Annotated in this window: 26 protein-coding genes; 13 read left to right on the forward strand and 13 right to left on the reverse strand. The window is 66.6% G+C overall.

Annotation, left to right across the window (positions count from 1 at the left end):
- Window positions 1–32: 32 nt before the first annotated feature.
- The 4 genes from O6X71_RS12540 to O6X71_RS12555 form a co-directional block, all read right to left on the reverse strand.
- Window positions 33–1,085 (reverse strand): hypothetical protein, encoded by a 1,053-nt coding sequence (locus tag O6X71_RS12540; RefSeq protein ID WP_353466132.1) that lies wholly within the window; start codon window positions 1,083–1,085, stop codon window positions 33–35.
- Window positions 1,086–1,213: 128 nt separating this feature from the next.
- Window positions 1,214–1,687 carry a hypothetical protein gene (locus O6X71_RS12545; protein WP_353466133.1) on the reverse strand — a complete coding sequence of 158 codons (474 nt, stop codon included), beginning with the start codon at window positions 1,685–1,687 and terminating at the stop codon, window positions 1,214–1,216.
- An 11-nt stretch (window positions 1,688–1,698) separates the two neighbouring features.
- Window positions 1,699–2,631, reverse strand: a complete 933-nt coding sequence (locus O6X71_RS12550) for a hypothetical protein (RefSeq protein ID WP_353466134.1) — start codon at window positions 2,629–2,631, stop codon at window positions 1,699–1,701.
- A 386-nt stretch (window positions 2,632–3,017) separates the two neighbouring features.
- Window positions 3,018–3,479, reverse strand: a complete 462-nt coding sequence (locus O6X71_RS12555; RefSeq protein ID WP_353466135.1) for a hypothetical protein — start codon at window positions 3,477–3,479, stop codon at window positions 3,018–3,020.
- A 474-nt stretch (window positions 3,480–3,953) separates the two neighbouring features.
- On the opposite strand from O6X71_RS12555, the gene O6X71_RS12560 reads away from it, so the two are divergent.
- The 5 genes from O6X71_RS12560 to O6X71_RS12580 are packed head-to-tail and all read left to right on the forward strand — an operon-like array spanning window position 3,954 to window position 9,423.
- The gene (locus O6X71_RS12560; protein ID WP_353466136.1) at window positions 3,954–5,018 is read left to right on the forward strand and encodes a type III polyketide synthase; all 1,065 of its coding nucleotides are present in this window, start codon (window positions 3,954–3,956) and stop codon (window positions 5,016–5,018) included.
- On the forward strand, window positions 5,015–5,695 hold the full coding sequence (locus O6X71_RS12565; RefSeq protein ID WP_353466137.1) for a methyltransferase domain-containing protein: 681 nt from the start codon (window positions 5,015–5,017) through the stop codon (window positions 5,693–5,695). The genes O6X71_RS12560 and O6X71_RS12565 overlap by 4 nt, the downstream gene beginning before the upstream one ends.
- Window positions 5,674–6,762 carry an NAD(P)/FAD-dependent oxidoreductase gene (locus tag O6X71_RS12570; RefSeq protein WP_353466138.1) on the forward strand — a complete coding sequence of 363 codons (1,089 nt, stop codon included), beginning with the start codon at window positions 5,674–5,676 and terminating at the stop codon, window positions 6,760–6,762. The genes O6X71_RS12565 and O6X71_RS12570 overlap by 22 nt, the downstream gene beginning before the upstream one ends.
- A 31-nt stretch (window positions 6,763–6,793) precedes the next feature.
- Window positions 6,794–7,204, forward strand: a complete 411-nt coding sequence (gene msrB, locus O6X71_RS12575) for a peptide-methionine (R)-S-oxide reductase MsrB (protein ID WP_353466139.1) — start codon at window positions 6,794–6,796, stop codon at window positions 7,202–7,204.
- Window positions 7,205–7,248: 44 nt separating this feature from the next.
- Window positions 7,249–9,423, forward strand: a complete 2,175-nt coding sequence (locus tag O6X71_RS12580) for a transglycosylase domain-containing protein (RefSeq protein ID WP_353466140.1) — start codon at window positions 7,249–7,251, stop codon at window positions 9,421–9,423.
- Here the strand turns inward: O6X71_RS12580 and O6X71_RS12585 are convergent.
- The 3 genes from O6X71_RS12585 to O6X71_RS12595 are packed head-to-tail and all read right to left on the reverse strand — an operon-like array spanning window position 9,399 to window position 11,101.
- Window positions 9,399–10,073: a M48 family metallopeptidase gene (locus O6X71_RS12585; RefSeq protein ID WP_353466141.1), complete on the reverse strand. Its 675-nt coding sequence runs from the start codon at window positions 10,071–10,073 to the stop codon at window positions 9,399–9,401. The genes O6X71_RS12580 and O6X71_RS12585 overlap by 25 nt on opposite strands.
- Before the next feature lie 15 nt (window positions 10,074–10,088).
- On the reverse strand, window positions 10,089–10,523 hold the full coding sequence (locus O6X71_RS12590; protein ID WP_435368480.1) for a YcgN family cysteine cluster protein: 435 nt from the start codon (window positions 10,521–10,523) through the stop codon (window positions 10,089–10,091).
- The gene (locus O6X71_RS12595) at window positions 10,520–11,101 is read right to left on the reverse strand and encodes an SCO family protein (RefSeq protein WP_353466247.1); all 582 of its coding nucleotides are present in this window, start codon (window positions 11,099–11,101) and stop codon (window positions 10,520–10,522) included. Before O6X71_RS12595 ends, O6X71_RS12590 begins: the two co-directional genes overlap by 4 nt.
- A gap of 78 nt (window positions 11,102–11,179) precedes the next feature.
- Here O6X71_RS12595 and O6X71_RS12600 point away from each other — a divergent pair, with 78 nt between their 5' ends.
- On the forward strand, window positions 11,180–11,788 hold the full coding sequence (locus O6X71_RS12600; protein ID WP_244647334.1) for an ankyrin repeat domain-containing protein: 609 nt from the start codon (window positions 11,180–11,182) through the stop codon (window positions 11,786–11,788).
- 139 nt (window positions 11,789–11,927) lie between these two features.
- Here the strand turns inward: O6X71_RS12600 and O6X71_RS12605 are convergent, their stop codons facing one another.
- From O6X71_RS12605 to tsaD, 3 genes are read right to left on the reverse strand one after another with little or no spacing between them, the layout of a single operon-like run.
- Entirely contained in the window at window positions 11,928–12,437 is a 510-nt protein-coding gene (locus O6X71_RS12605) for an MmcB family DNA repair protein (protein WP_353466142.1), read from the reverse strand.
- 58 nt (window positions 12,438–12,495) lie between these two features.
- Window positions 12,496–13,473 carry an NAD(P)H-dependent glycerol-3-phosphate dehydrogenase gene (locus tag O6X71_RS12610; RefSeq protein ID WP_353466143.1) on the reverse strand — a complete coding sequence of 326 codons (978 nt, stop codon included), beginning with the start codon at window positions 13,471–13,473 and terminating at the stop codon, window positions 12,496–12,498.
- Window positions 13,470–14,495 (reverse strand): tRNA (adenosine(37)-N6)-threonylcarbamoyltransferase complex transferase subunit TsaD, encoded by a 1,026-nt coding sequence (gene tsaD / locus O6X71_RS12615; protein ID WP_353466144.1) that lies wholly within the window; start codon window positions 14,493–14,495, stop codon window positions 13,470–13,472. Before tsaD ends, O6X71_RS12610 begins: the two co-directional genes overlap by 4 nt.
- Before the next feature lie 64 nt (window positions 14,496–14,559).
- On the opposite strand from tsaD, the gene hemC reads away from it, so the two are divergent.
- The 3 genes from hemC (at window position 14,560) to O6X71_RS12630 (ending at window position 18,333) form a co-directional block, all read left to right on the forward strand.
- On the forward strand, window positions 14,560–15,465 hold the full coding sequence (gene hemC / locus O6X71_RS12620; RefSeq protein WP_435368481.1) for a hydroxymethylbilane synthase: 906 nt from the start codon (window positions 14,560–14,562) through the stop codon (window positions 15,463–15,465).
- Entirely contained in the window at window positions 15,462–17,123 is a 1,662-nt protein-coding gene (locus O6X71_RS12625) for a uroporphyrinogen-III synthase (protein WP_353466146.1), read from the forward strand. The genes hemC and O6X71_RS12625 overlap by 4 nt, the downstream gene beginning before the upstream one ends.
- 208 nt (window positions 17,124–17,331) lie before the next feature.
- A complete protein-coding gene (locus O6X71_RS12630) occupies window positions 17,332–18,333 on the forward strand; it encodes a sensor histidine kinase (protein WP_353466147.1) in 1,002 nt (333 codons plus the stop codon).
- Between the two features lie 91 nt (window positions 18,334–18,424).
- On the opposite strand, the gene O6X71_RS12635 is transcribed toward O6X71_RS12630, so the two are convergent.
- Window positions 18,425–18,916 (reverse strand): GNAT family N-acetyltransferase, encoded by a 492-nt coding sequence (locus O6X71_RS12635; protein WP_353466148.1) that lies wholly within the window; start codon window positions 18,914–18,916, stop codon window positions 18,425–18,427.
- A 384-nt stretch (window positions 18,917–19,300) separates the two neighbouring features.
- Between O6X71_RS12635 and topA the strand changes: the two genes are divergently transcribed.
- The gene (gene topA / locus O6X71_RS12640) at window positions 19,301–21,919 is read left to right on the forward strand and encodes a type I DNA topoisomerase (protein ID WP_353466149.1); all 2,619 of its coding nucleotides are present in this window, start codon (window positions 19,301–19,303) and stop codon (window positions 21,917–21,919) included.
- Window positions 21,920–22,034: 115 nt separating this feature from the next.
- Here the strand turns inward: topA and O6X71_RS12645 are convergent, their stop codons facing one another.
- Window positions 22,035–22,331, reverse strand: a complete 297-nt coding sequence (locus O6X71_RS12645; protein ID WP_056487338.1) for a sel1 repeat family protein — start codon at window positions 22,329–22,331, stop codon at window positions 22,035–22,037.
- Window positions 22,332–22,409: 78 nt separating this feature from the next.
- A complete protein-coding gene (gene panC, locus O6X71_RS12650; RefSeq protein ID WP_353466150.1) occupies window positions 22,410–23,249 on the reverse strand; it encodes a pantoate--beta-alanine ligase in 840 nt (279 codons plus the stop codon).
- A gap of 156 nt (window positions 23,250–23,405) precedes the next feature.
- Between panC and O6X71_RS12655 the strand changes: the two genes are divergently transcribed.
- The 3 genes from O6X71_RS12655 to pgmG all read left to right on the forward strand — a co-directional run bounded on the left by O6X71_RS12655 (window position 23,406) and on the right by pgmG (window position 25,915).
- Window positions 23,406–24,179 carry a division plane positioning ATPase MipZ gene (locus O6X71_RS12655; protein WP_353466248.1) on the forward strand — a complete coding sequence of 258 codons (774 nt, stop codon included), beginning with the start codon at window positions 23,406–23,408 and terminating at the stop codon, window positions 24,177–24,179.
- Window positions 24,176–24,430, forward strand: coding sequence for a DnaJ domain-containing protein (locus O6X71_RS12660; protein ID WP_353466151.1), 255 nt, complete (start codon window positions 24,176–24,178; stop codon window positions 24,428–24,430). Before O6X71_RS12655 ends, O6X71_RS12660 begins: the two co-directional genes overlap by 4 nt.
- A gap of 111 nt (window positions 24,431–24,541) precedes the next feature.
- Window positions 24,542–25,915 carry a phosphoglucomutase/phosphomannomutase PgmG gene (gene pgmG / locus O6X71_RS12665; RefSeq protein WP_353466152.1) on the forward strand — a complete coding sequence of 458 codons (1,374 nt, stop codon included), beginning with the start codon at window positions 24,542–24,544 and terminating at the stop codon, window positions 25,913–25,915.
- Window positions 25,916–26,236: the final 321 nt, after the last annotated feature.

Genomic DNA, 26,236 nt, shown 5'->3' on the forward strand with positions numbered 1-26,236 from the left:
GTTCGTGAGGAGCGGAGACTGGGTGGTGGGACTTAGTTGATCGTCACGCGGAAGCTTGCCGCTACCGACGTCCCGCCGAGCAGGGTCGGAATCGTCGCGGTCACCTTCTTCGTGCCGGCATTGTACGAGCCGGTGAACGGAGTCAGCGGGATCGCCGATCCGTCGTCGTTCGCAGGGAAGCCGTTCAGCACGCATGCTCCGCCGACGCCCAGCCCACCGATCGTGATCGATCCCGGCTGATAGGTCGTATTGGCCGGAATGATATCGGTGAGATTGACGTTGCTCGCAGGCACCAGCAGCGTCGCGTTGTTGACGACCAAGCAATATTGCACGACCGCACCCGGAATTGCCTTCGGCAGCAACAGGCCGGAGACCGGATCGGAAATCACCACCGACGACTTCGTCACCGTCAGGTTGACGTTGCGCGTCGTGATTTCATAGCCAAGTGCCGCACGGCCATAGCCGTTGCTGGCGATATCGGGGCCAAGACCATCCGAATCATTGTCCGCGAAGACCACGTCGACCGCGTTGTCGTCGTTGGCGAGAAGGCTGGGCACCAGGGCCGCGCCCTGCGCCGCCGCATCGCCGCCCGCCGCGACCTGCGCGATCAGCGTGACACCCGCGAGCGAGACCGCCTGAACGTTGGGCACATCCGCGACGATGAACACGATCGCCGATTGATCGGCACCGAGTTCGTTGATGTACGTGGCGGTATCTGCGCCCACGTCATAGGTGCCGTTGCCGTTCGAATCGACGAACACCTTGATGTTGGTCACGTCGAAATTGTCGCCGGTGAACAGCCCCTGGATCGGCGTCTGGCTGGTCGACAGCAGGAAATCCTGTATGCCGTTGGTGTTGTTCGTCACCTTGAACGTCAGGACGGCGCCCGCTTGGCCGACCGAGACCTGCGTGTTGGCGGGCTGGTTGGTGGCGACGGTCAGGTTGACCTTGCGATCGACCACGAACGTCGCGGCGTTCGACGTTGCCGACTGCTGGACGCCGTTGACCAGATAGCTCGCCTGCGCGGTGTTGGTGACGGTCGTCCCGGCGGCGGTACCTGCTGGTCCCGGTGCGGTCTGCGCCATTGCAGTCCCTGCAGACACGATGGCGGCCGTACCGGCCAGCAGCGTGCGTATTACCCCTTTTGCGTACATCGTTTAGGTCTTCCTTCTGTGATGATTTTGGTCAGGTGTGGAGAGAGAGATGGGCCGGATCATTTGAGGACGGCCTGGAACGCGAACTGGCCCTGCGAACCCGCCGCTAACGGACTTGCGAGGCGCCACCGGACGCTGGTGACATCGTTGGGGCTCGCCGCGCGCGTGCTGCCATCGGGGCTGCGGACGCGGAGGGTGGCGAGCGAACCGTAAGTTTTGCCGTCGACCGAGACGTCGGGTGCGGGCGAACCGGGATTGGCCGATCGGTAGGCGATCTGGCGCGGCAACGGGTTGTCGAGCACCACGTTCGCCAGCGACTGCGCGCCGCTGTTGCGATAGGCGAGAACGAAGATCACCTTGTCGCCCGGCGTCACCTTGGTCGGCTTGACCAGCGTAACCCGGGTGGTGCCGTCGGCTGCGGCGCTGCGGGCCTCGACGAGGATGCTGCTGCTGACCTGCAACGGACCGGCAGCCGCGGAGGCTGCGGCGGCCGTGGCGACCAGAACGGCGGCAGTCATTGGACGCGTAATCATGGCTTGGCTCCTCATTGGATCTTGGCTTTGAACTGGACGGTGTGGCTGGACCCGGCGGCGACCCGGCCGAGCGCGACGGTGACGCCGGCGCCCTGCGCAGTGCTCGGGTCGAAGCGCCCGGCGTCGTCGTCCGCGCCATCGCTGAGCGGCGCACCGTCGAGCGTCAGGCTGCCGGGGACGAACACCGTGCCGACGGGGATCGGGTCGGCGATCCGTGCGCCGCTGACGGCATCGGTGAAGCGCGCCTCGAGCGTGTAGGTGATGACCGCGTCGCGGACAGCGGTCTGCGATCCGTCGGCGGCACGCACCGACTGGCTCTTGAGCAGCACCGGGCCCGCGAGCGCGGTGCCGAGCGGGACCGAGACGGTGGCGAGTGCGCCGGTCGGTCCGACCACCGCATCGCCGCCGCCATCACCCGCGCTGGGATAGACGTTGCCCGTCGCGCCGGATCCCGTCGTCGAGCGCGCGGTGACGGTCAGCACGGCGTTCGCGGCGCCGCCCTCCGGCGTGGCAACCAGGATCGCGAGCAGCTTGAGCGACTGGCCGGGCGACAAGAGCGGCGTCTTGCCATCGACCGGCGCGACGTCCTTGGCAGGATCGTAGAGGCCATCGCCGTCGGTATCGATCACCAGCGTGCGCAACACGGCCGCGCCGGGCGACACGGAGGCGGCCAGCACGAACGATTCGGTGCCGTTGTCGAGGTTGGTCAGCGTGAAGGGAATGGCGACCGGCTGCGCGGTGACGACGACCGCGCCCCGCCCGTCGCGGACCAGCGCCACGTCGAGCCGCTCGGCGACGATGATCGTGACGGTGTTCGAGCTGGTCGACTGCGCCGTACCATCGGCATCGTACCGAAGGCCGGCGGTATTGACGATCGGCGTACCCGCGGGCGTGCCGATCGACGTCGCGACAGCCGGCGCCTGGGCAAGCGCCGGCTGGGACAATCCTGTACTCAGAATGCATGTCAGCAGACACGGTGCCGCTGCGACGCGTCGAAACCGCCCGCTCTTTCCCCCATGCTGTGACATCAGACGAATCAATTTTCTTCCCAATCCTTTGATCGGGAACAAATTGTCCGAAGCCACTTAATCAAATACTACGAAATCAAAATGGGATCATAAAGCAAAACTATGATAGTTAATGTGACGACATCCGTTTCGAACTTTAAGCTCAGTATATTACACTGTGAAACGGCATCATCTTGCATTGCTGTTGAATCGCAAGCAACTTGAACCCGTAATGGCTTTATTGTGTAATACGTAAAAAAAGCGGCCGCGACACGCTTCAAAGAAGACGCGCCGCGGCCGGTCTTGGCAGCGTGGTGACTGGGTTAGCCGCGAAGAAGCGCGCGCAGATAGGCCTTCATCTGCTGGTCGCCGGTATAGCTCAGCGAAATCTCGACGCGCCGCCGGTCGGTCGGGTCGGTGACGCGGTCGATCAGCTTCAACTTGTGGAGATGCTCAATCCAGCGCTGCGACGTGGTGACGGGTGCGTCGGACATGCTGACCAGCGCCTTGATGTTCATCGGCATACGGTCGTCGCGCGATGCGAAAAGCGCCAGGAGCATGTCCCAGGCCGGTTCGTGGAACAGTTCGCCAGGCAGGAACTTCCGCCGCAATCGCCGTTGCTCGAGCACCGCATTCGCATGTTCGACGAGCGCGGCGTCGTTCGGTTCATTGCCTACCGGTGCCGGTTCGGCAGCCTTGGCGACCCGTCCGTTGAACTCCTCCGCGACCGCCGACAATTTGGCAGTCAGATCCTTGACCAATTCCACGACGGTTTCGTTTTTCACCAAAGGCTCCCCGTTGCCATCGACCCGTTACCATCGACCCTGATACGCGATCGAAACCGCGTGCCCGCAACCTGTCGCTGCTATCGCACGCAAACCTTCGACCATCCCAGATACAGGCTGAGACACCCTGATATTCGGACTAAACGCCAAAAAGCCGGCGGCGTCCCTCCATTTTGTTAACTAACAGGACAGTCACATCCAAATACAACTACATTTAGGTATCACACTCAAACTTATTATATATTAATCAAATCGTTATGGATCTTATTGTCGCGCCAGACGCCCGTTTCGGTTTCGATCAAAGGCTCGCTATTGTACTTATACAGAGACGCGTGAGTCCGCCTTGCGGATGCTTCATACCCGGCAGATCATGCCAGCAGCGAAACACCGATTTGCGATGAATCGATATCGCGTGCGTCCCATAGTCCGATCGAACGTGCCATGCGTTGGGCGTCGATCGCAGGAAAGGGTATCGTGTCCGCTTATCTCAATGCCGTAGGGTCCGCCGTTCCCGGTCACGATATCCACGCGGCGTTCATCGCCTGGGCGCGATCGCGCGTCGATGCCCGTGCCGAGCGCGTCTTCGACCGGATGGCGTCGCGGTCGGGGATCGGGCACCGCTGGTCTGTGCTGCCGCCGACCGCGGGGGGTGGCTCGCCGGTCGACGATTCCGGCTTCTACGCGACCGAACCGCATCCGGGGACGAGCGCGCGGATGGTGCTGTATGCCGAGCATGCGCCCGACCTCGCGATCCGCGCGATCGAGGCGTTGCGCGAGAAGGTTGCGGTCGAGGGCATCACGCATCTTGTCGTGGCCAGCTGCACAGGGTTCGTCGCGCCGGGGATCGACCAGATCATCGCGCGTCGGCTTGGCCTTTCGCCGAGCGTCGAGCGGCTGCTGATCGGTTTCATGGGGTGTTACGCGGCGATCGTCGCGTTGCGAAGTGCGCGGCACATCGTCCGCTCCGAGCCGCACGCGCGCGTGCTGGTGGTGACGGTCGAGCTTTCCACGCTGCACCTGCAACCGGCCAACGACATCGAGGCACTGCTGGCGATGCTGCAGTTCGGCGATGGGGCTGCTGCGGCGCTGGTGACGGCGGATGCGACCGGGTTCGCGCTCGAAGCACCGTTCGCCGCGTCCTTACCCGATAGCGAGCAGCTGATCCGCTGGGATGTTACCGATGCGGGCTTTGCGATGCATTTGTCGGGGGAGGTGCCGGGACGGATCGCCGCCGCGCTGTCCGACGAGGAATTCCGTGCGATCGTGAGTGCGGGTCAGCCGCCCGAATCGATCGACGGTTGGGCTGTCCATGCCGGTGGGCGATCGATCCTCGATGCGGTCGAGCATGCGATGCACCTGAAGCCCGAGGCGCTGGCAGCGTCGCGGCAGGTGCTGGCGGACAATGGCAACATGTCGTCGGCGACGTTGATGTTCGTGTTCGAGCGACTGCTCGCCGGGCCACCGGTCGAACACGGCGTGGCGCTCGCGTTCGGGCCCGGCCTGGCAGCGGAGGGCTTCGGGTTCCGGAGCGCGGCATGAGCCTCGCGGTCCGCAGCCAGGCCGAGGAGCAGATGGATGCCGACGATCTCGATGCGGCAACCTATGCGGACGTCGTCGGCGATCTTGCCACCGTCAACACGGTGACGATGGCGCGCCGCCCGACGCTCAACTTTCTCGCGCGGGCGACTGCGGGGCGGAAAAGCTTCCGGTTGCTCGACGTCGGGTTCGGCGATGGCGACATGCTGCGGCGGATCGCACGCTGGGCGAAGGCGAAGGGTATCGACGCGGAACTGGTCGGGGTCGACCTTAACCCGCGCAGTGAGCAGGCGGCGCGGGCGCATGGCGGCGACATCCGCTACGTCACGGGCGACTATGCCGACCTCGCGCATGAGCCGTGGGACGTGATCGTCAGCAGCCTCGTCGCGCATCACATGAGCCACGACCAGCTGATCGCGTTCCTGCGGTTCATGGAAGGACATGCGAGCGCGGGGTGGTTCGTCAACGACCTCCACCGCCACGGCTTCGCGCACTGGGGTTTCCCCGTCCTTGCGACGATCGCACGCTGGCATCCGATCGTGCGCCACGACGGGACGCTGTCGATCGCGCGAAGCTATCGCCCCGACGAATGGCCGCCGCTGCTCGCCGAGGCCGGCATCACCGAGGCGAAGGTCCGCCGCGTATTCCCGTTCCGGTTATGCGTCGAACGCCTGCGCTGATCGTCGGCGGCGGGCTCGCCGGTGCCGCGACCGCTATCGGATTGGCGCGTGCCGGCCTGCCGCATCTGCTCGTCGAGCGATCACGCGAGACCGGTGATGCGATCTGCGGCGGGTTCCTGAGTTGGCGGACGCTAGAGACACTGGCGGGGCTCGGGATCGACCCGGACACGTTGAACCCCGAGCGGGTGACGCGCGCGCGCATTTTCGCGGGCAATCGCCGGGCCGAAGCCGCCCTGCCCCATCCCGCGGTCTCGGTGACGCGCCACCGGCTCGATACCGTGCTGCTGGCAGAGGCCGAACGGCTGGGCACGCCGGTCGAGCGCGGTGTCACCGTGCGCGAGATCGACGCGACGAGCGCACGACTTGCGGACGGCGCGACGATCGCGGCCGATGCGCTGTTTCTGGCCAGCGGCAAGCACGACGTTCGCGGGATGGCGCGCCCCGAGGAGGCACGCGGCCTCGACCCAACGCTGGGGATCCGCGTTCGGATCACGCCTTCGCCTGCGCTTAGCAAAGCGCTCGCGGGCGGCATCGAGCTTCACCTGTTCGACCGCGGCTACGCCGGCCTGGCGATGCAGGAGGACGGCACCGCGAACCTCTGCATGGCGGTTCACCGGTCAAGGCTTCAGGCAGCCGGCTCCCCTGCGCAATTGCTCGAAGCCCTCGGCCGAGAGATGCCCGCACTCGGCGAATGGGTCGCACTGATCGACCCCAGCGCACAGATCGATGCGATCGCCAACGTCCCTTACGGCTGGCGCCAGCACACCGGTGCCGACGCGCTCTTCCGTCTCGGCGATCAGGCCGGCGTGATCCCCTCGCTCGCCGGCGAAGGCATGGGCATCGCGCTCGCCAGCGGAGTCTCAGCCGCGCGCGCCTACGAGAACGGTGGCCCCGCAGCCGCATCGTCATGGCAGGAGGATTTCGCCCGCCGCCTCGCCCGCCCGATCGGTATCGCCGGCATCGTCCGCAATATCGCCGAAAGCGAACGTGCGGCGTGGCTGCTTCCTTTCCTGCGCCCCACACTGATCCAGGTCATCGCCAACGCAACCAGATTGGGGCAATCTTGAAAGCCGCCCCGCCAGCACGAGATGCATGTCCATGGACCAGCTCAATCTTTCCGAGGCCGAATGGCGCAAGCGGCTCACGCCCGAGCAATATCATGTTCTGCGTGAGGGCGGCACCGAGCGCGCCTTTGCGGGCGTACTGAACGACAACAAGGCCGACGGCATCTACCGCTGTGCGGCGTGCAGCAACGAGCTGTTCGACAGCGCGGACAAATATGATTCCGGCTCGGGGTGGCCGAGCTTTACCCAGCCGATCGGCCCCGACGCGGTCACCGATCACGCGGATCGCAGCCACGGTATGACGCGCATCGAGACGCGGTGCGCGCGCTGCGACAGCCATATGGGGCACGTCTTCCCGGACGGTCCGCCGCCTACCGGGCAGCGCTATTGCATGAATTCCCTATCGCTCGAATTCCGGCCGCGCAAAGCGAACGTCGCGGCCTGATGTCGCTTGTAGGGCGGGACCATCGCGCGTAATTCTGCGGCCACATGGCTCGTACGCGTTCTGCTCCCCCGTCCCGTCGGTCCCCAACTCCCCCGGCGTCACGCTGGCGGCGGCGGCTGGTCGTCTTTCTCCAGGTCATGGTCGGGATCGGCGTCCTCGCGCTCGGTGCGCTGGCGATCGCGGTGTATATCGCGATGTCGCAGCTCCCCAGTTTCGACAGCCTGAAGTCGTCGCCCAACGGCCAGATGATCCGCGTCCATGCCGCCGACGGCACCGTGATCGTGTCGATGGGGCCGAGCTTCGGCGAGTGGCTGCCCTACGGACAGATCCCCAAGGTGATGCGCGACGCGACCGTCTCGGTCGAGGATCGCCGCTTCCGCTCGCATATCGGCGTCGATCCGGTCGGTATCGCGCGCTCGGTGAAGGTGCGGTTCGATCGTGGTCACTGGACGCAAGGGGGGTCGACGATCACGCAGCAGCTCGCGCGGACCGTCTTCCTCAACAACCAGAAGAAGTTCGGCCGCAAATTCCGCGAGGGCATCCTGGCGTTCGCGCTCGAATGGAAGTTCAGCAAGGACCAGATCCTCGAACTGTATTTGAACAAGGTCTACTACGGCGGCGGCGCCTACGGGATCGACGCGGCTTCGCGGAAGTTCTTCGGACACGGTGCGGATCACCTGAGCCTCGCCGAGGCTGCGGTTATCGCCGGCCTCGTCAAGGCGCCTTCCAACTATTCGCCGACCGCCGATGCCGAGGCCGCGATGGGCCGCGCCGGGGTGGTGCTGGAGACGATGCAGGAAACCGGCGCGATCACCGCGTCGGAGGCTGCCGATGCCGATGTCTCGGGGCTGAAACTGGCGCCCGAGCCCAAGCAGAACAGCGTGCGGTACTTCACCGACTGGGCACTGCCGCAGCTCGATACGCTGATCGACGAGACCACCGAACCGCTCGAAGTCTGGACGACGCTCGACCTGACGATGCAGCGCCAGGCGGACGACGCGATCCGCGCCAATGCCCCACCCGGCGCACAGGGCGCGCTGGTCGCGCTCGATCGTGGCGGCGAAGTGCGCGCGATGGTCGGCGGCAAGGATTACGTGTCGTCGATCTACAACCGCGCGACGCAGGCGGTCCGCCAGCCGGGCTCATCGTTCAAGCTGTTCGTGTACCTCGCCGCGCTGGAGGCCGGCCACAAGCCGGAGGACTCGATCGTCGACGAACCCGTCACGATCAACGGCTGGAGCCCACGCAACGATTCGCGACGCAATTCCGGTGCGGTCTCGCTGCGGACCGCGTTCGCCTATTCGCTGAACACCGTCGCCGCCAAGCTCGGCCAGGAGGTCGGCTTCAACACGGTCGCCGACATGGCGCGGCGGTTCGGCATCACCACGCCGGTCAACGTGCATCCGTCGATGGTGCTGGGCACGTCGGAAGTCCGCGTGATCGACATGACGCGGGCGTTCGCTTCGGTCGCCAGCAAGGGCGTGGCGGTGACGCCGTACGGGATCACGCGAGTCACGGCCAACGGCCAGACGATCTACACGCATGAGGTCGACCGTAGCCACGTATTGGTCGCGCCCTATGTCGCCGCCGAGATGACCGACCTGCTGCAAACCGCGGTGAACACCGGCACCGGTCGCGCGGCGCAGATCGGTCGCCCGGTCGCGGGCAAGACCGGCACGACCACCGCATCGAAGGACGGCTGGTTCCTCGGCTTCTCCAGCGGGATCACTACGGGCGTGTGGATGGGTCGCGATGATGCCAAGCCGATCGCCGGCCTGCACGGCGGCACCGCGCCGGCCAAGGCCTGGGCTGCGTTCATGAAGCCTGCGACAGCCAACCGTCCGATCGAGCAGTTCGATACGAAGGTCACGCTACCCGAATGGCAGCTCGAGCCCGACGAGGAGAGCTATTTTGGCCAGCCAGACAATGGCCAGATGGCGGTCGACGCGGACGGCAATCCGATCGAGCAAGGCCAGCCGCCGGTGCCGACCGACGCGCAGACCGGCGACACGATCCCGCGGCCCGATGCGGATCAGCCCGAGGTGGCACCTGCTCCGCCTCCACAGCAGATGAACCAGGATTGGATCGACCGGGTCACCGGGCGTGAGCGGCGTGAGCCGTCACCGGCTGGCCGGCAACCTCTCCAACGCGATGTGCCACGCGACCAGGTGCAGACGCAGCGCTTCCAGAGCGATCAGGAAGAGCGTCCGAACCAGTGAAGCTCCGCGCCGTGCGTGCGTAGCCAGACGCGCGCGGGCGTCGGGTCTTCGCCGTACAATTGCTCCACGAGTGCGTGGAAGACCGGCGCGTGGTTCATGTGGACGCGGTGCGCGACTTCGTGCGCGACGGTGGCGCGACGGACCCAGCTTGGTGCGAGGATCAGCCGCCAGCTGTAGCGGATGATCCCGCTCGACGCGCAGCTTCCCCAGCGGCCCTTGGCATCGCCGACCGCGACCTGCGCGACGCTGACCTTCGCCTTGGCGGCGTATTCGGCGGTCTCGGTCTCCAGCACGGCGAGCGCGGTGCGTTTGAGCCATGCTTCGACGCGACGGGCGATGGTTTCTGAAGGGCCGGATAGCGACAGGACCGAGCCTTCGCGAACTACGGTGCGGCGGCTTCCCGGGGTCCACTCGATCGTCAACGGCTCGTCGGCGACGGTGAGGACCGCACCGGGCACGAACGGGCGGGGCGACGGGAGCAAGGCGCGCTGTTCGGCGATCCAGCCTGCCTTATCCTCGGCCCAGGCCAGCGCCTGTTTCAGCGCCGCACGCTTGGGCAGGACCAGCCTTGCCCGGCCACTCGCGGGATCGATCGACAGACGCGCGCGGCGTGCGCGCGGGTGACGGACGATCTCCAGGCCCTCGATCATCGGGCTATCACTGCGTCACAGTTCCCGGTCGATGACGTGGTATTCGAGCTCGCCGGCCTCGTCCTCGCTGATCGTCCAGCCACGGACCGATTGCTTGGCGCGGTGGACGGCCTCGCGGTCGCCGCAGACGAGGTAGTGCCATTCGGGCAATTGCTCGCCGGCCGCGCGCAGGCGGTAGGCGCAGGTCGAGGGCAGCCAGTCGATCCCGCGGACGTTGCCGGTCGTCAGCCTCACGCATTCGGGGACATAGGCGTGGCGATGGCGGTAATCGGAGCATTGCCCGCTGCGCCGGTCGAGCAGGCGGCACGAGACGTTGGTCGCGACGAGCTCACCCGTATCCTCGTCCTCGAGCTTGTGGATGCAGCATTTGCCGCAGCCGTCGCACAAGGCTTCCCACTGGCCGCGGTCGAGCTGCTCGATCGGCGTATCTTCCCAGAAGCGCGCGCTCACCGGGCCCAGCGCTTGATTTCCGTCACCACGGCGTCGGGCCCTTGTTCCTGCGGCAGCAAAGCGAGGGGCTTGCCGTCCGGGTCCATCAGATAGGCCTGGCGCGAGTGGTTTACGAGGTAGCCGCCACCCGGCGACGCGTCGCCCTTGCTCGAATACACCGCATATTCGGTCTTGATCTGCGCGATCTGCGCGTCGGTGCCGGTGAGCCCAACCATGCGCGGGTGGAACGCGGAGATGAACTGCTTGAGCACCGCAGGCGTATCGCGCGCCGGGTCGACGGTCACGAACACCGGCACGATCTTCGCGGCAAGCGCAGGGTCGCTCGCCTCGAGCTTTTTCACCGCAGCGCCGATCGCCTGGACATCCGTCGGACACACATCGGGACAGAAGGTATAGCCGAAATACATGATCCGGTATTTGCCCGCGAACGCCTGTTCGGTGACGGTCTTCCCGTTCTGGTCGATCAGCGTGAAGGCGCCGCCTATCCGGGCGCCTTCGAGCGGCGGTTTGGCGGGCGGTGCCGAGGCTGTGCACGCGGATAAGGCGAGTGCCGGTATGAGAAGGAAACGGAGGGTCATGGTCCCGCCAGCCTTGATCTGTTCGCTACTGCGGCGCAAGCGTCACCGATATCCAGGACGAACCAAGGAAGTCTCTCGATGCGTATCCGCCTGATGCTCGCCGCTACCCTCCTGACGCCTGCGCTCGCCTGCGTCGCGGCGCCCGCGTTCGCGCAAGGCCAGTCGGAGGGGTACAAGTTCCTGTCCGCGGTGCGCGACGCGAAGAACAACGAGGTGCTGGAGATGCTCGGCAAGCCCGGCAGCAACATCATCAACACGCGCGACGTGACCAGCGGCGAAGGTGCGCTGCACATCGTCATCAAGCGCGGCGACGAGGTGTATCTGCGCTTCCTGCTGCAAAAGGGTGCGGACGCGAACCTGCGCGACGGCAAGGGCAATACGCCGCTGCTGCTCGCAGTGACGCTGGGCCAGACGAACATGATCCCGATCCTGACCGCAGCGGGGGCGAACCCGAACCTGGCGAACTCGGCGGGCGAGACTCCCTTGATCCGCGCGGTGCAGCGCCGTGACGTGGGCATGATCCGGGTGCTGCTGGCCGAGAACGCCGATCCCGATCAGGCGGACATCATGGCGGGCATGTCCGCGCGCGCCTATGCCAAGCAGGATGGACGCAACCCGATCGTGAGCAAGCTGCTGGAAGATGCGCCGAAGAAGGTGCGCAAGGCGGTTTCGGGCCCGAAGTTCTGAACTTTTCCTAATCCTCCCCCGCCAGGGGGAGGTGGCTGGCGCTTGCCAGTCGGAGGGGGAGGAAGGGAAACCTCTGCTCCGTGTCCTCCCCCTCCGTCACCTGCGGTGCCACCTCCCCCTGGCGGGGGAGGATTTAGTCTCAGAATGCCAACCCGTCCGCATCAGGGTCCATCTGCGCGATCAGCCGCCGCGCCGCGCGTCGCGCGAACGCGAGCGTACACCGTTTCCGCACATGCGCCGGCAGAGGCACGGTATGCGCCTCGCGCACGATCGCCGCGTCGTAGCGATCCGCCACGATGATCCCCGTCCGCTCCGGCAGGAACGCGGGCCCGTTCAACGGCCCGACGTCGAACCCGGCCGGGACCGCCCAGAAATACCGATCACAATGCCCGAGATAATCCGGCCACTTCCCGTCGCCGAGCAGGTCGGCGCGCGACACCTTGATCTCAACGATCACGATCTGCCCGCGCGTATCCACCGCCATCAGGTCGGCACGGCGACCGCCGTCGAGCGGCACTTCGGTCATCGCGGTGAGATCGTGGCGCAGCAACATCCGGATCACGCCGCGCGCCACGTCGGCGGCACACATCACCGAATCGGGTGGCGATCCAGGTTTGTCGATGCAGGAGTCCGGCGGCATGTCGAGCATGCGCCGGAAATAGAACAATCCGCGAACGAGGCAAGCCCATTCGCGGATTGCCTGGCGGTCAGCCCGCCTCGCCCTTCAGAGGCCGGGCGAGCAGGTCGCCGATGACGTCGCTCACCGGCGCGCCCTCCAGCAGGCGGCAGACGGCTTCGGTGATCGGCATGTCGACGCGCGCGTCGCGGGCGGCTTCGCGGAGGACGGGGGCGGTAAAGGCGCCTTCCGCGACGGTCCGCCTATCTGCCAGCAAGGTTGCCGCCGAATCGCCACGCCCGAGGCCGACTCCCAGCGAGAAGTTGCGCGAACTAGTCGAGGAGCAGGTCAGCACGAGATCGCCCAGCCCGGAAAGCCCGGCCAGCGTCTCCGCGCGCGCGCCGCGTGCCAGGCCGAACCGCGTCATCTCGGCGAACCCGCGCGCGATCAACGCGGCGCGCGCGTTCTGGCCGAGCCCTGCCCCCTCGACGACGCCGCAACCGATCGCGAGGACGTTCTTCACCGCGCCGCCGATCTCCGCACCCGCGACGTCGGTCGAGGCGTAGGTGCGGAAATGCCGCGCCGCGAGGCGTGTCGCGAGCCGCTCGCCGAGCGCGGCATCCTCGCAGGCCAGCGTCACCGCGGTCGGCAACCCGGCAGCAACTTCGTGCGCGAAGGTTGGTCCCGAGAGCACCGCAATCGGCGCATCGGGATGCACCGCGCGCGCGACCTCGCCGACGAGACGCTTGCTTCCCGCCTCGATCCCCTTCGCGCACAGCACGAGCGGAATGCGGCCGATCGGGGCGGCCGCGAGGACGCTACCGACGTGCTGGGCGGGTGCGACGACGAGGATCGCATCCATGTCCGCCAGCGCCGCGAGGTCGTCGGTCGCGCGGATCGTCGGCGACAGCGCGACGCCGGCCAGGAACAGCGTGTTCTCATGGGCGGTGTTGATCGACTCGACCACCGCGCCCTCGCGTGCCCACAGGATCAGCTCACGACCACCATAGGCTGCGACTTGAGCCAGGGCGGTGCCCCACGCGCCGCCACCGATGACGCCGATTTTCATGCCTTCACCCCTGCGCCACGCACCGCTTCGGCATTCGGATCGAGCGGCCAGCGCGGACGCGCGGCGACATCGAGCGGATCGGTGAGGCCAGCGGCAAACCGCTCGGCGCCTGCCCAGCCGATCATCGCGGCGTTGTCGGTGCACAGCCACAGAGGCGGTGCGACGAAGCGGAGCCCGTGGGCGCTCGCGAGCCCCTGCAACGCGGTACGGACCGCCGTGTTGGCCGCGACGCCGCCGGCGACGACGAGTGCGGTGGCACCGTGCGAGGTCCGCAGCGCCTTGGTTGTGCGGTCGATCAGACAGTCCACCACCGCCGCCTGGAACGACGCGGCGATATCCTCGGGCGAATACTGGCCGACGACACGCGCGACCGCGCTCTTCAACCCGGCGAACGAGAAATGCGGTTCGGCCGAGCCTTTCAGCGGGCGCGGCAGGGGGACAGCCTTTGGATCTCCCAACGCCGCGGCCCGCTCGACCGCGGGACCTCCCGGGAAGCCCAGCCCCAAGAGCTTGGCAGTCTTGTCGAACGCCTCGCCCGCCGCATCGTCGATCGTCGTCGCCAACCGACGATACGCACCGACGCCCTCGACCAGCAGCAACTGGCAATGTCCGCCCGACACCAGTAACAGCAGATAGGGAAACTCCAGGTCGGGATCCGACAGGCGCGGCGACAGCGCGTGGCCCTCGAGATGATTGACCGCGATCAACGGCTTGCCCGCGGCGTGCGCGAGCGCCTTGCCGGTGACGAGCCCGACCATCACCCCGCCGATCAGCCCCGGCCCCGCGGTCGCGGCGATCGCGTCGACGTCGGCCAGCGTCAGCTTCGCGTCGGCCAGCGCCGCGACGATCAGCGGCTCCAGCGCTTCGACATGTGCGCGCGCGGCGATCTCGGGTACGACGCCGCCGAACGGAGCGTGCGCCGCTTCCTGCCCGAGCAGCCGGTGCGCGAGGACCTGCCGGTCGCCGGTGACGAGCGCGGCGGCGGTTTCGTCGCAGGAGGATTCGATGCCGAGAATGATCATCGCGTGTCTGTATAGGCCCGCGTGAAGCTTGTCGAAGGGGGCCCCTTTCTGCATGGCACGCAGCATGACAGTTTTTCGGCTCGGTACGCGCGGTTCGCCGCTGGCGCTCACCCAAGCAGGCTTGGTCCGCGATGCGTTGTGCGTGGCGCATGGCTGGTCGGCGGACAAGGTCGAGACGGTCGTGATCCGTACCACCGGCGACCGCGTGCAGGATCGCGCGCTCGCCGAGATCGGCGGCAAGGCGCTGTGGACCAGGGAACTCGACCGCGCGCTGCACGACGGCGACATCGACTGCGCGGTGCATTCGATGAAGGACGTCGAGACAATCCGGCCGCACACGCTGAGGATCGCCGCGATGCTGCCGCGCGCCGACGTGCGCGATCGGCTGATCGGTGCGGAGACCTTTGCCGACCTGCGCCCGGGCGCCGTCGTCGGGACGAGTTCGCCGCGACGCCGCGCGCAGATGCTGCGGCTGCGGCCCGACCTGGAGATCGTGCTGATCCGGGGCAACGTCGATACGCGGCTCGGCCGGGTGGCGAGCGGCGAGATGGACGCCACGCTGCTCGCCGCGGCCGGGCTCGATCGCCTCGGGCGCGAGGACGGCCATGCGATCCCGACCGACATCATGCTGCCCGCACCGGCGCAGGGCGCGGTCGGGATCGAGGTTCTCGAAGGCAGTGCCGCGCACGCGATCGTCGCCGCGATCGACCACGCCGACACCAGCCTGTGCGTGCTGACCGAGCGCGCGTTGCTCGCCCGGCTCGGGGCGGATTGCCACTCGCCGGTCGCGGCGCTCGCGTCGCTGGCGGGGGAGACGCTGACGTTGCGCGCCGAGCTGATCGCCGAGGACGGGACGTGCGACGTCGCCGGATCGATCGAGGGCAGTGCGGATGAAGACCTGGGTACGATGCTGGCGGTCGACTTGCTTACGCGCGCGCCGGCGAGCGTCCGCCGGTTGTTCGCGGCATGACGTCGCCTCACGCGGTCGTCGTCGTGCGGCCGGAGCCCGGCAATGCGCGGACCGCGGCGGCGCTGCGGGCGCTCGGGCTCGACGTACGGCAGGTTCCGCTGTTCGCCGTAACGCCGGTCGACTGGAGCGTGCCCCATTCGGCAGGGTTCGACGGACTGTTGCTGACCAGCGCGAACGCGGTGCGGCATGGCGGCGCAGGACTGGACGCGTTGAAGCGCCTGCCGGTGGTCGCCGTCGGCGCGGCGACCGCGGCGGCGGCAACCGACGCGGGCTTTGCGGTCGCGGTGACCGGGTCGGGCGACGCCCGCGATGCCGTTTCCGAAGCGCGCGACCGGGGTTTCGCGCGCCTGCTCCATTTGGCCGGGCGCGATCGTGCCCCGACCGGCGACGGGATCGAGGCCGTCACGGTCTACGCGAGCGATGACCTCCCGATCGACGCGACGGTGGCGCAGTCGTTCGCCGATACCGTCGTGCTGCTGCACTCCGAACGCGCCGCGACCCGGTTGAACGATATGCTCGATACGGCGGGGATCGACCGGTCCGGAATCGAAATCGCCGCGATCAGCGCCGCCGTCGCCGAAGCGGCCGGAACCGGCTGGGCGACCGTCTCGATCGCCCCGCAACCGAGCGATCCGGCACTCGTAGCACTCGCTGCTGCACGTGCGAACATACGCGCGATTGACCATCCGGTGCGTGGCGGGGATAAGCACGCCATGAGCGACTACGTGCCGACCGATAGCCCACGGGCACGCGGACCCAGAATGGGCGTCATCATCGCCCTCACCGCGCTCGCGTTTATCGCCGGGCTCGGGCTGATGGCCTATGCGGCGAGGAAGCTGCCCTGGTTCGACTCCACGCGGTCGACCACCGCAGGCACACCCGTCGCGGGCCAGAAAGCCGGCGCGAGCAGTGCCGGGTATATTCCGTCGCAGCCGCTCGGCCCGGATGGCCAGCCGCAGGCTGCCGCGCCGGTCGACACGGCCGTGCTGGCAACGCGCGAGGCGACGCTGGCGGGCCAGTTGACCGCGCTCGAGGCACGCACCGCGGCGATCACTACCGACGCCGCCGCTGCTGGCGCGCAGGCGACGCGGGCGGAAGGCCTGCTCGTCGCCTTCGCCGCGAGGCGTGCTCTCGATCGCGGAGTTGGACTCGGCTATCTGGAAGAGCAATTGCGCCTACGGTTCGGCCAGGCCCAGCCGCGTGCGACAATGCTGCTGATCCAGGCCGCGCGCCAACCGGTGACGCTGGAGGACCTGCGCCAGGGCCTCGATGCGATCGCGCCGGACATCACGAGTTCGACGGGCGAGAACTGGCTCGACACGATCCAGCATCAGATCGACACGCTGATCGTGTTGCGCAAGGCGGGCACGCCTTCGCCGATGCCAGCCGACCGGCTCGCACGCGCACGACGGCTCCTGAGCGCCGGCCAGGTCGAGGCGGCGCGCGCCGAAGTCGCCCGCCTCCCCGGCGCGTCCCAGGCCGGCAACTGGATGGACGCGGCACGGCGCTACGTCGTCGCCCGCCAGGCGCTCGACGTGATCGAGAACACCGCCCTGATCGGCCAGCCGGGACAGCCTCAGCCAGCTCCGGTCGTGATGCCGACACCCGAACCGGCGGCGCCTGCGATCGAGGCAACACCGGACGCGACGGGCGTCTGACCCGACGCGCTGCGGTCTTTCGACCGGAGATCGACGGTCCGACGACGATAAACGACAATGCGCATCGCTGTTGCCGTCGCCGGACAGCGTGAATTTGCGCGAGCGCCCGAGGTGCCGCAGGACGATATTCGGTCCGGTTTAGTTAAATACCACTCAGTGTGTATGACGCCGAGTCACCGAACGCTACGTCCGGTTGGGGAACGTTCAAATGACTGCCCAGATACCCCAAATACACGAGTGGAAACCGGAACATCTGCGTTTGGCCGTCCGTGCGGCGGGGGTCGCGTTGTGGGCGTGGAACGTGGACACCGACGCATTCACGATGGACGAACGCGGCTTCGAACTATGGGGCATGCCATGGCGGGATCGAGTCACATTCGAGGAATTGTCGGCGCATATCCATCCATCGGATCGCGACCGTGTGCGTTCCGCATTTGCCGCAACGCGCGCCGTGCTCGGCAGCTACGAAACCGACTTCAGGATCATGATCGGCAACGAAGTTCGATGGATTTCTGCACGGGGACAAGGCGAGGACGTAGGCATTGTCGGACGCACGATGTTCGGCATTTTCCTTGATGTTACCGGCCGCAAGCAAGCGGAGGAAGGCAATGAGCTGCTCGCTGGCGAAATGAGTCACCGTGTCAAAAACCTTTTGACGATCGCAACTGGGCTCACCGCGATCACGTCGCGCAATGCGCCAAATACGGAAGATATGGCGCGTGAGTTGACCGAGCGACTGACCGCTCTGGGGCGTGCACACGACCTCGTCAGGCCACTACCAGGCGGGCAAGGTAAAGCGGCATTGTTGGGTGACCTGCTTTCGGTGCTGCTTGCTCCCTATGACGATATGGGCGCCTTCAAGGGACGCATCCGGGTTGCGGTCGAGCGCATGGGCGTTGGGGAAGCGGCCGCCACTGGCCTCGGACTGGTCGTTCACGAACTGGCGACCAACTCAATGAAATATGGTGCATTATCGTCACCGACAGGCACGCTCGATCTGACCAGCGCTGCGGATGAGAGCGAAGTGATCCTGACCTGGCTCGAGCAAGGTGGCCCCCAGGTCAAGGCGCCCGACGCGGCAGAAGGCTTTGGGAGTAAACTCGTTCGGCGCAGCGTCGCCGGACAACTCGGCGGGTCGATCACCTACGAATGGTCAGCCGCTGGCGTGGTCATTACACTAAAGATGAGCCGGGATAGGCTCACGACCTGAGTACCGGCGTAAGCAGACAGGCGACTTCAACTCGCCGCCGATTGCCAGCGTCGACGGTGGACCGAATAAGGGGGCACTCCTCAAAGCTCGGTTACGAAGCTCCAAAATTCCTGCGACACGAACCCTGGATTTCCAGGTGGAAGAACTGGTTGAACGCGGTTGCCTCATACTCGCCGAACGCTGCTCCGCTCACGAAACCGCGGCGGCGGTACAATGCGAGTGCTGGCTCGAACGCAGGGCCGCTACCGGTTTCGAGGCTCAACCGGGTTACGCCGCGCTTTCGGGCGAACGCTATGATCGTGTCGAGGATCGCTGCGGCAGCGCCCTGGCGCGTGAAATCGGGGTGCGTGCGCATCGATTTCACTTCGGCGGTACCGTCGGTGAGCAGCTTTATCGCCCCGACGCTGGCCACGCGGCCGTTGCACGACGCCGTCCAGACCGTCACCTCCGAGACCTGTAAACCCGACAGGTCGAGTGCAAAGACGTTGCCAGGGGGCGACGCGGCATGCATGCCTGCAAGATGAAGCGCCAACAAGGATCGGGTCTGATCGCCCGACAGGTCGTCCTCGCGAATATCGAACATTGAGCCTCCTGCCAGACTGGTCGTGTCATCCTCCGAATGCCGGCGGCGGGGCCAGTCATCAAGACTCCACATCATAATATCCACGCCGACCGCCCGTCTATCGAACCCGCGCTGTCCTACACGCGCTTCGTCGTCCACTGCGTTCGGTACCCCGCAGTGCATCCGCATCCGGCTCGATGATTGCCGACCCTGGGAGGACAACGTTGAGCACTACGTCACGGCACCCGGCCGGATTGCAAAATCGCCGCTGCCGGTATTCTCCCTCTGGAAAACACGTGCCAGCGTCTGCACTTTCCATACTTCACCCTGAACCAACCCGGGTTGACGGCACCGCCCCTTCGTCCCCACCCTCGTACGCGTACACGTAAGGACCCCGGTTTTCTCATGCAGCTTGTCATCGTCGAATCGCCTGCCAAGGCCAAAACCATCGAGAAGTATCTGGGCAGCGATTACCGCGTCCTGGCCAGCTACGGCCATGTCCGAGACCTGCCGCCCAAGGACGGCTCGGTCGATCCCGACGATGCGTTCGCGATGACGTGGGAGAATTACGCGGACAAGTCGAAGCAGCTGAAGGCAATCACCGATCTCGCCAAGGTCGCCGACCGCCTGATCCTCGCGACCGATCCCGATCGCGAGGGCGAGGCGATCTCGTGGCACGTCCGCGAAGTCCTGCGGGCGCGGAAAGCGCTGCCCAAGGAGGTCGAGCGCGTCACCTTCAACGCGATCACCAAGGCCACCGTCACCGAGGCGATGAAGAACCCGCGCGAGCTCGACGACGATCTGATCGACGCCTACCGCGCGCGCCGTGCGCTCGACTACCTCGTCGGCTTCACGCTCTCGCCGGTGCTGTGGCGCAAGCTGCCCGGCGCCAAGTCCGCCGGTCGCGTCCAGTCGGTGTCGCTCCGCCTGATCGTCCAGCGCGAGCGCGAGATCGACGTCTTCAAGCCGCAGGAATACTGGTCCGTCACCGCCGAGATGGAGCATGACGGCACCGCCTTCACCGCGCGCCTGACGCAGTTCGAGGGCAACAAGCTCGACCGGCTCTCGATCGGCAACGAAGGCGATGCCCTGCGCGCCAAGCAGGCGGTGCTCGACGGCAATTTCTCAGTCCAGTCGGTCGAGACCAAGCCCGCCGGTCGCAACCCGCCGCCGCCGTTCACGACCTCGACCTTGCAGCAGGAAGCCTCGCGGAAACTTGGCTTCTCGGCGGATCACACGATGCGGATCGCGCAGGGCCTCTATGAGGACGGCACGATTACCTACATGCGTACCGACGGCGTGCAGATGGACGGCAGCGCGATCAGCGCCGCGCGTCTCGCCGTCGCGAACCGCTTCGACGCGAGCTATGTCCCCGACAAGCCACGCCAATACCAGTCGAAGGCGAAGAATGCACAGGAAGCGCACGAGGCGATCCGCCCGACCGACTTCGGCAAGGACAAGGCTGGCGGCGGCGATCACGCGCGCCTCTACGACCTGATCTTCAAGCGCGCGCTGGCGAGCCAGATGGCGTCCGCGCGGATGGAGCGCACGACGGTCGAGATGGCCGACGGCACCGGCCGCAACATCCTGCGCGCCACCGGCCAGGTCGTACTCTTCCCCGGCTACCTCGCATTGTACGAGGAAGGGTCGGACGATTCCGCCGACGAGGACGCGCGCCGCCTGCCGCGGATGCGCGAAGGCGATGCGCCCGCCAAGAAGAAGGTCGACGCCGAGCAGCATTTCACCCAGCCGCCGCCGCGCTTTTCCGAAGCCTCGCTGGTCAAGCGGATGGAGGAACTCGGCATCGGCCGCCCGTCCACCTACGCGTCGATCATCAAGACGCTGAAGGACCGCGCCTATGTCCGGATCGAGAAGAACCGCTTCTTCGCCGAAGAATCCGGCCGGCTGGTGACGGCGTTCCTGGAGCGCTTCTTCGAGAAATACGTCGGCTACGACTACACGGCAGAGCTGGAGGAGGAACTCGACGACGTCTCCGGCGGCCGCGCGCAATGGCAATCGGTGCTCGACGCGTTCTGGCGCGATTTCAAGCCGCGCACCAACGAGGTGATGGAGCAGCAGCCGTCTGCGATCACCGCCGAACTCGACACCTTCCTCGCGCCCTACCTGTTCCCCGCCAAGGCGGACGGCGGCGATCCGCGGCTCTGCCCGAATTGCGGCGAGGGTCAGCTGGCGCTGCGTGGCGGCAAGTTCGGCGCGTTCATCGCCTGCTCGAACTACCCCGAGTGCAAATATACGCGTCGTTTCGCACAGCCCGGTGGCGACGCCGAGGCGGATGCCGGCCCGTCGACACTCGGCACGCATCCCGACACCGGCCAGCCGATCGAGCGCAAGTCGGGACGCTTCGGTCCGTATCTGCAGATCGGCGAAGGCGAAGACCGCAAGATGGCGTCGATCCCGAAGGATATCGGCGAGCTCAATCTGGAGTGGGCGGTCAAGCTGCTGTCACTGCCGCGAACGGTCGGCAACCATCCCGAAACCGGCGAACCGATCATCTCGACGATCGGCAAGTTCGGCCCGTACCTGAAGCACGCGGGCAAGTACGCCCGCCTCCAGACGACGGCGGACGTGTTCGAGACGGGCATGAACGCTGCGGTCGTGAAGCTCGCCGAAGCGGCGGCAGGTGGCGGTCGCCAGCAACGCGGGGCGCAGGCGCCGCTCAAGGTGCTCGGCAACCACCCGCGCACGGAGGCCGAGATCAAGCTGATGGAGGGGCGTTACGGCGCGTACGTCACCGACGGCACGACCAACGCGACGCTGCCCAAGTCGATCGAGAAGGATCAACTGACGCTCGAGGAAGCGGCCTCGCTGATCGACGCCCGCGCCGCCGCGGCGCCGGCAACGAAGAAGAAAAAAGCGCCCGCCAAGAAGCCGGCGGCAAAGAAGGCGCCTGCAAAGACGGCAGTGGCCAAGGACGTGGCCGAGGCGAAGGCTCCAGCGAAGAAGGCCCCAGCTAAAAAGGCCCCCGCCAAGAAAGCCGCGCCAAAGAAGAAAGCAGAGGCCTAATTCCCCTCCCGCTTGCGGGAGGGGCTAGGGGAGGGACCGAAATACCCCACGAACGCGACGTTCGCGGTTAGCCCCTCCCCCAACCCCTCCCGCAAGCGGAAGGGGAGCCTTCAGCTCAAGCAGCCCGCCGCTGCGTCAGCTGCATCCAGTCCCGCGCAGCACGCTGCGCCACCGAGATCTCCCGAGCCGTCATGTCCTCGGCGATCTCAGCCCGGCATTCCTGCGCCGCGATGTTCCCCGACACCGCCGCCAGGTTGAACCACTTGTGCGCCTCGATCAGGTCGAGGACGACGCCCGACGTTCCCGTCGAATACACCATCCCGAGTTCGTAACACGCCCGGTCGTCGCCCCGCGCGGCATCCGCCAGACGGCGTTCGATTCCGATATTCGCGTTCTTCAGACTGCTGCCCATGGTCTTGCCCCCAATGTTCTTGAGAACAGACTGCGGCGATTCCGACTACGAAATGGTTAATGGGTTAACGATCGTTTTTTACAACTCTATCGCGATGTTATCGATCAGCCGCGTCGCGCCCATCCGCGCCGCCGCCAGCAGCCGCCGCGGGCGATCCGCCGCCGGATTCTCCGCCAGCGTCTCCGCATCCGCCAGCGCAACGTAATCGATCCTGAACCCCGCCCCGACCAACGTCGTCCGTGCATCGTCCAGCACCGACTCGACGTCCTCGCCCTTCGCGATCGCCCGCGCCGCAACGCCCAGAGCGCGCGGCAGAGCGATCGCCTGCTTGCGCTGCTCGTCGTCGAGATAGATGTTGCGCGACGACATCGCCAAGCCGTCGTCGTCGCGCTGGGTCGGCACCCCGACGATGTCGATCGCGAAATCGAGATCGGCGACGAACCGCCGGACGACGGCGAGCTGTTGGTAATCCTTCTCGCCGAAATACGCCGCATCGGGGCCGACCTGGTTGAACAGTTTCGACACGACCGTCGCGACGCCGTCGAAATGGCCGGGCCGCGCGGCGCCGTCGAAGCCGTCGCTGACGCCCGAGACGCGCACGGTCGTTGCGAACCCGTCGGGATACATCGTCTCGACGGACGGCAGCCAGAGCAGGTCGCACCCGGCTTCGTTGAGCATCCGGATATCCGCCATCTCGCGCCGCGGATAGCGCGACAGATCCTCGTTCGGGCCAAACTGCGTCGGGTTGACGAAGATCGACGCGACGACCTTCGTCCCCGGCCGTTTCGCCGCCTCGATCAGCGCGACATGGCCGGCGTGGAGCGCGCCCATCGTCGGGACGAGCGCGACGCGCTGCCCCGCCGCACGGAAGGCGGCGACGCTGTCGCGCAACGCATTAAGGTCCCGGACGGTGTCCACGTGAAACTCCTACTCGATAAGTGCGGTCGCGGCTTCTATGAAGGGTGACTGTTACGATCAATAAGGAAACGCGCGTTGGCCACGGGCCCGGATACACCCCAAGCTTCGACGCACGTTGCCGCCCCCCCTCCAACGGGCGCGCCATCGACGCACGTCATCGTGTTCGCCAACGAGAAGGGCGGCACGGGCAAGTCGACGACCGCGGTGCACGTCGCGATCGCGCTCGCCGCCAAGGGTGCGCGCGTCGCCTGTCTCGATCTGGATCACCGCCAGCGCACCGTTGGACGTTATCTCGACAACCGCGCCGAGACGATGAAGCGCAACGGCTCGGTGCTGCCGATGCCGCGCCACGCGACGCTGTCGGACCAGAGCGAGGACCAGTTCGAGGATCTGTGGCATTCGCTGTGCGAGGGATCGGACTTCCTGGTCGTCGACACGCCGGGCCGCGACGATCCGTTCGCGCGCACCGCCGCCGCGCTGTCGAACACTTTGGTTACGCCGATGAACGACAGCTTCGTCGACTTCGACCTGATCGGCCAGGTCGATCCCGAGACCTATCAGGTGACCCGCCCGAGCTTCTATTCCGAGCTGATCTGGGATGCGCGGAAACAGCGCGCGCGCGCTGACGGCACGACGATCGACTGGGTCGTGCTGCGCAACCGCCTCCAGCACATCGAGGCGCGCAACATGCGCCGCGTGTCCGATGCGCTCGCGCAACTCGCCAAGCGGGTCGGCTTCCGGATCATCCCGGGGCTCGGCGAGCGCGTGATCTACCGCGAGATGTTCCCCGCCGGGCTGACCATGATCGATGCGAAAGCGTTCGGCAGCATGGGCCTCGGCCACGTTGCCGCACGCCAGGAACTGCGCGAGATGATGGCGGCGTTGCAGCTGCCCGAAGTGGTCGAGCAGGTTCCAGGCGTCGCCGCGTGAAGTGGATCGTCGCCGCGCTGTTTATCTGGGCGGCATGGCATTACCTTCGCCCCAAGCCCAAGCAGCGCGTGGTGACGGATGAAGCGGAAGCGCGCTCGATCCTCGGCATCGACAGCAGCGCGAACGCCGACACGATCCGCAGCGCGCACCGCCGCCTGATCGCCTCGGTCCACCCCGACCGCGGCGGCTCGACCGACCTGACCCGCCGGGTCAACGCGGCGCGCGACCTTCTCCTGAAGCGCGCGCGATAAACCGTTCTCCTGCGAACGCAGGAGCCCAGGGTTACGAACGCTATTGCTCTCGGCTCCTGGCCCCCCGCTTTCGCGGGGGAACCGCAGTGAGACATAATCGTCGAGAGGCCCATGACTCACCAGTTCGACCCGACCTCGCTCCGCGAATACGACATCCGCGGGATCGTCGGCAAAGCGCTCGGCCCCGCCGACGCCGTCGCGATCGGCCGCGGCTTCGCCACCCGCATCCGCGCCGCCGGCGGCCACCTCGTGGTCGTCGGCTATGACGGCCGCAACTCCTCCCCCGAACTCGAAGCCGCGCTCGTCTCGGGCCTGACCGCAGGCGGCGTCGACGTCGTCCGGATCGGCCTCAGCTCCACCCCGATGCTCTATTACGCCGAAGCGACGCTAGAAGTGGACGGCGGCATCCAGGTAACCGGCAGCCACAATCCCCCCGACTATAACGGCTTCAAGATGGTGCACGCCCACGCGCCATTTTTCGGCGACGACATCCAGGACCTTGCCGCGCTCGCCGCCTCGGGCACGTGGAGCGAAGGCGCGGGCGAAGTGACGGAAGCCGACGTGCTGGACGCCTATGTCGGGCGGCTGATGGCCGGCTATGCGGGCGGCGCGTACCGGATCGGCTGGGACACAGGGAACGGCGCCGCCGGCCCGGTCGTCGAGAAGCTCGTCCAACTGCTGCCGGGTCAGCATCATGTGATCTTCGCCGAAGTCGACGGCAATTTTCCCAACCATCATCCCGATCCTACCGAAGAGGCGAACCTCGCCGATCTCAAGCGCCTGGTCGCGGAGAAGAACCTCGATTTCGGACTGGCCTTCGATGGCGACGGCGACCGGATCGGCGCGGTCGACGCGTTGGGGCGCGTGATCTGGGGCGACCAGATTCTCTCCATTCTGGTCGAACCTGCGCTGCGCGAACACCCCGGCGCGCCGATCGTCGCCGACGTGAAGTCGTCGCAGGCCTTGTTCGACCGAATCACGGCATTGGGCGGTGAGCCGGTCATGGCCCCCACAGGCCACAGCCTCATGAAGACCGCGATGACGCGCACCGGCGCGCCGATCGGCGGCGAGTTGAGCGGGCACCTGTTCTTCGCGGGCGAATATTACGGCTTCGACGACGCGCACTACGCCGCGGTGCGGCTGATCCGCGCGGTGCATCTGTCGGGGCGTTCGCTCACCGAGTTGCGCGATGCGATGCCGGCACTGGTGGCGACGCCCGACTTGCGGTTTCCGGTCGAGGATGTGCGGAAATTCGTGGTGGTGGACGAGGTGATCGCTCGCCTGAAATCCGAGGGTGCGGCGACGGACCTGACCGATGGGGCGAGGGTGACGACCGCCGACGGGTGGTGGCTGCTGCGAGCCTCGAACACGCAAGCGATGCTGACGGTGCGCGCGGAGGCGACGGACCAGGCGGCGCTTGATACGCTTCTGGCAGAGGTCGACGCGCAACTCGCGGCAAGCGGCGTTGTGAGATCGGTACCGTAACAAGGCCGCCACCCCGGCGAAGGCCGGGGCCCAAGTGGAAAGGTGGAAGTAACTGCGCGCTGTCTTCCGTTAGCAACCTCCCCCAATTGGGCCCCGGCCTCCGCCGGGGTGGTGCTGGTGGAGAGGGCGCTCCCGGAATTAGACGAAGTACTTGCTGCGAGCAGTGAAGTGCCCCCCACCCCCCGTCATTCCCGCGTACGCGGGAACCCAGACTGGCTGGCATCCCAATGGATCACGACCGTTCGGAGACTATGGATCCCCGCCTTCGCGGGGATGACGATGAGGTGGCGAGTGGCGGCAGTATCCGGACGATAGTCACAC

Origin of the sequence: Sphingomonas faeni, assembly GCF_040407505.1 — a bacterium.
Lineage (GTDB): Bacteria > Pseudomonadota > Alphaproteobacteria > Sphingomonadales > Sphingomonadaceae > Sphingomonas > Sphingomonas faeni_E.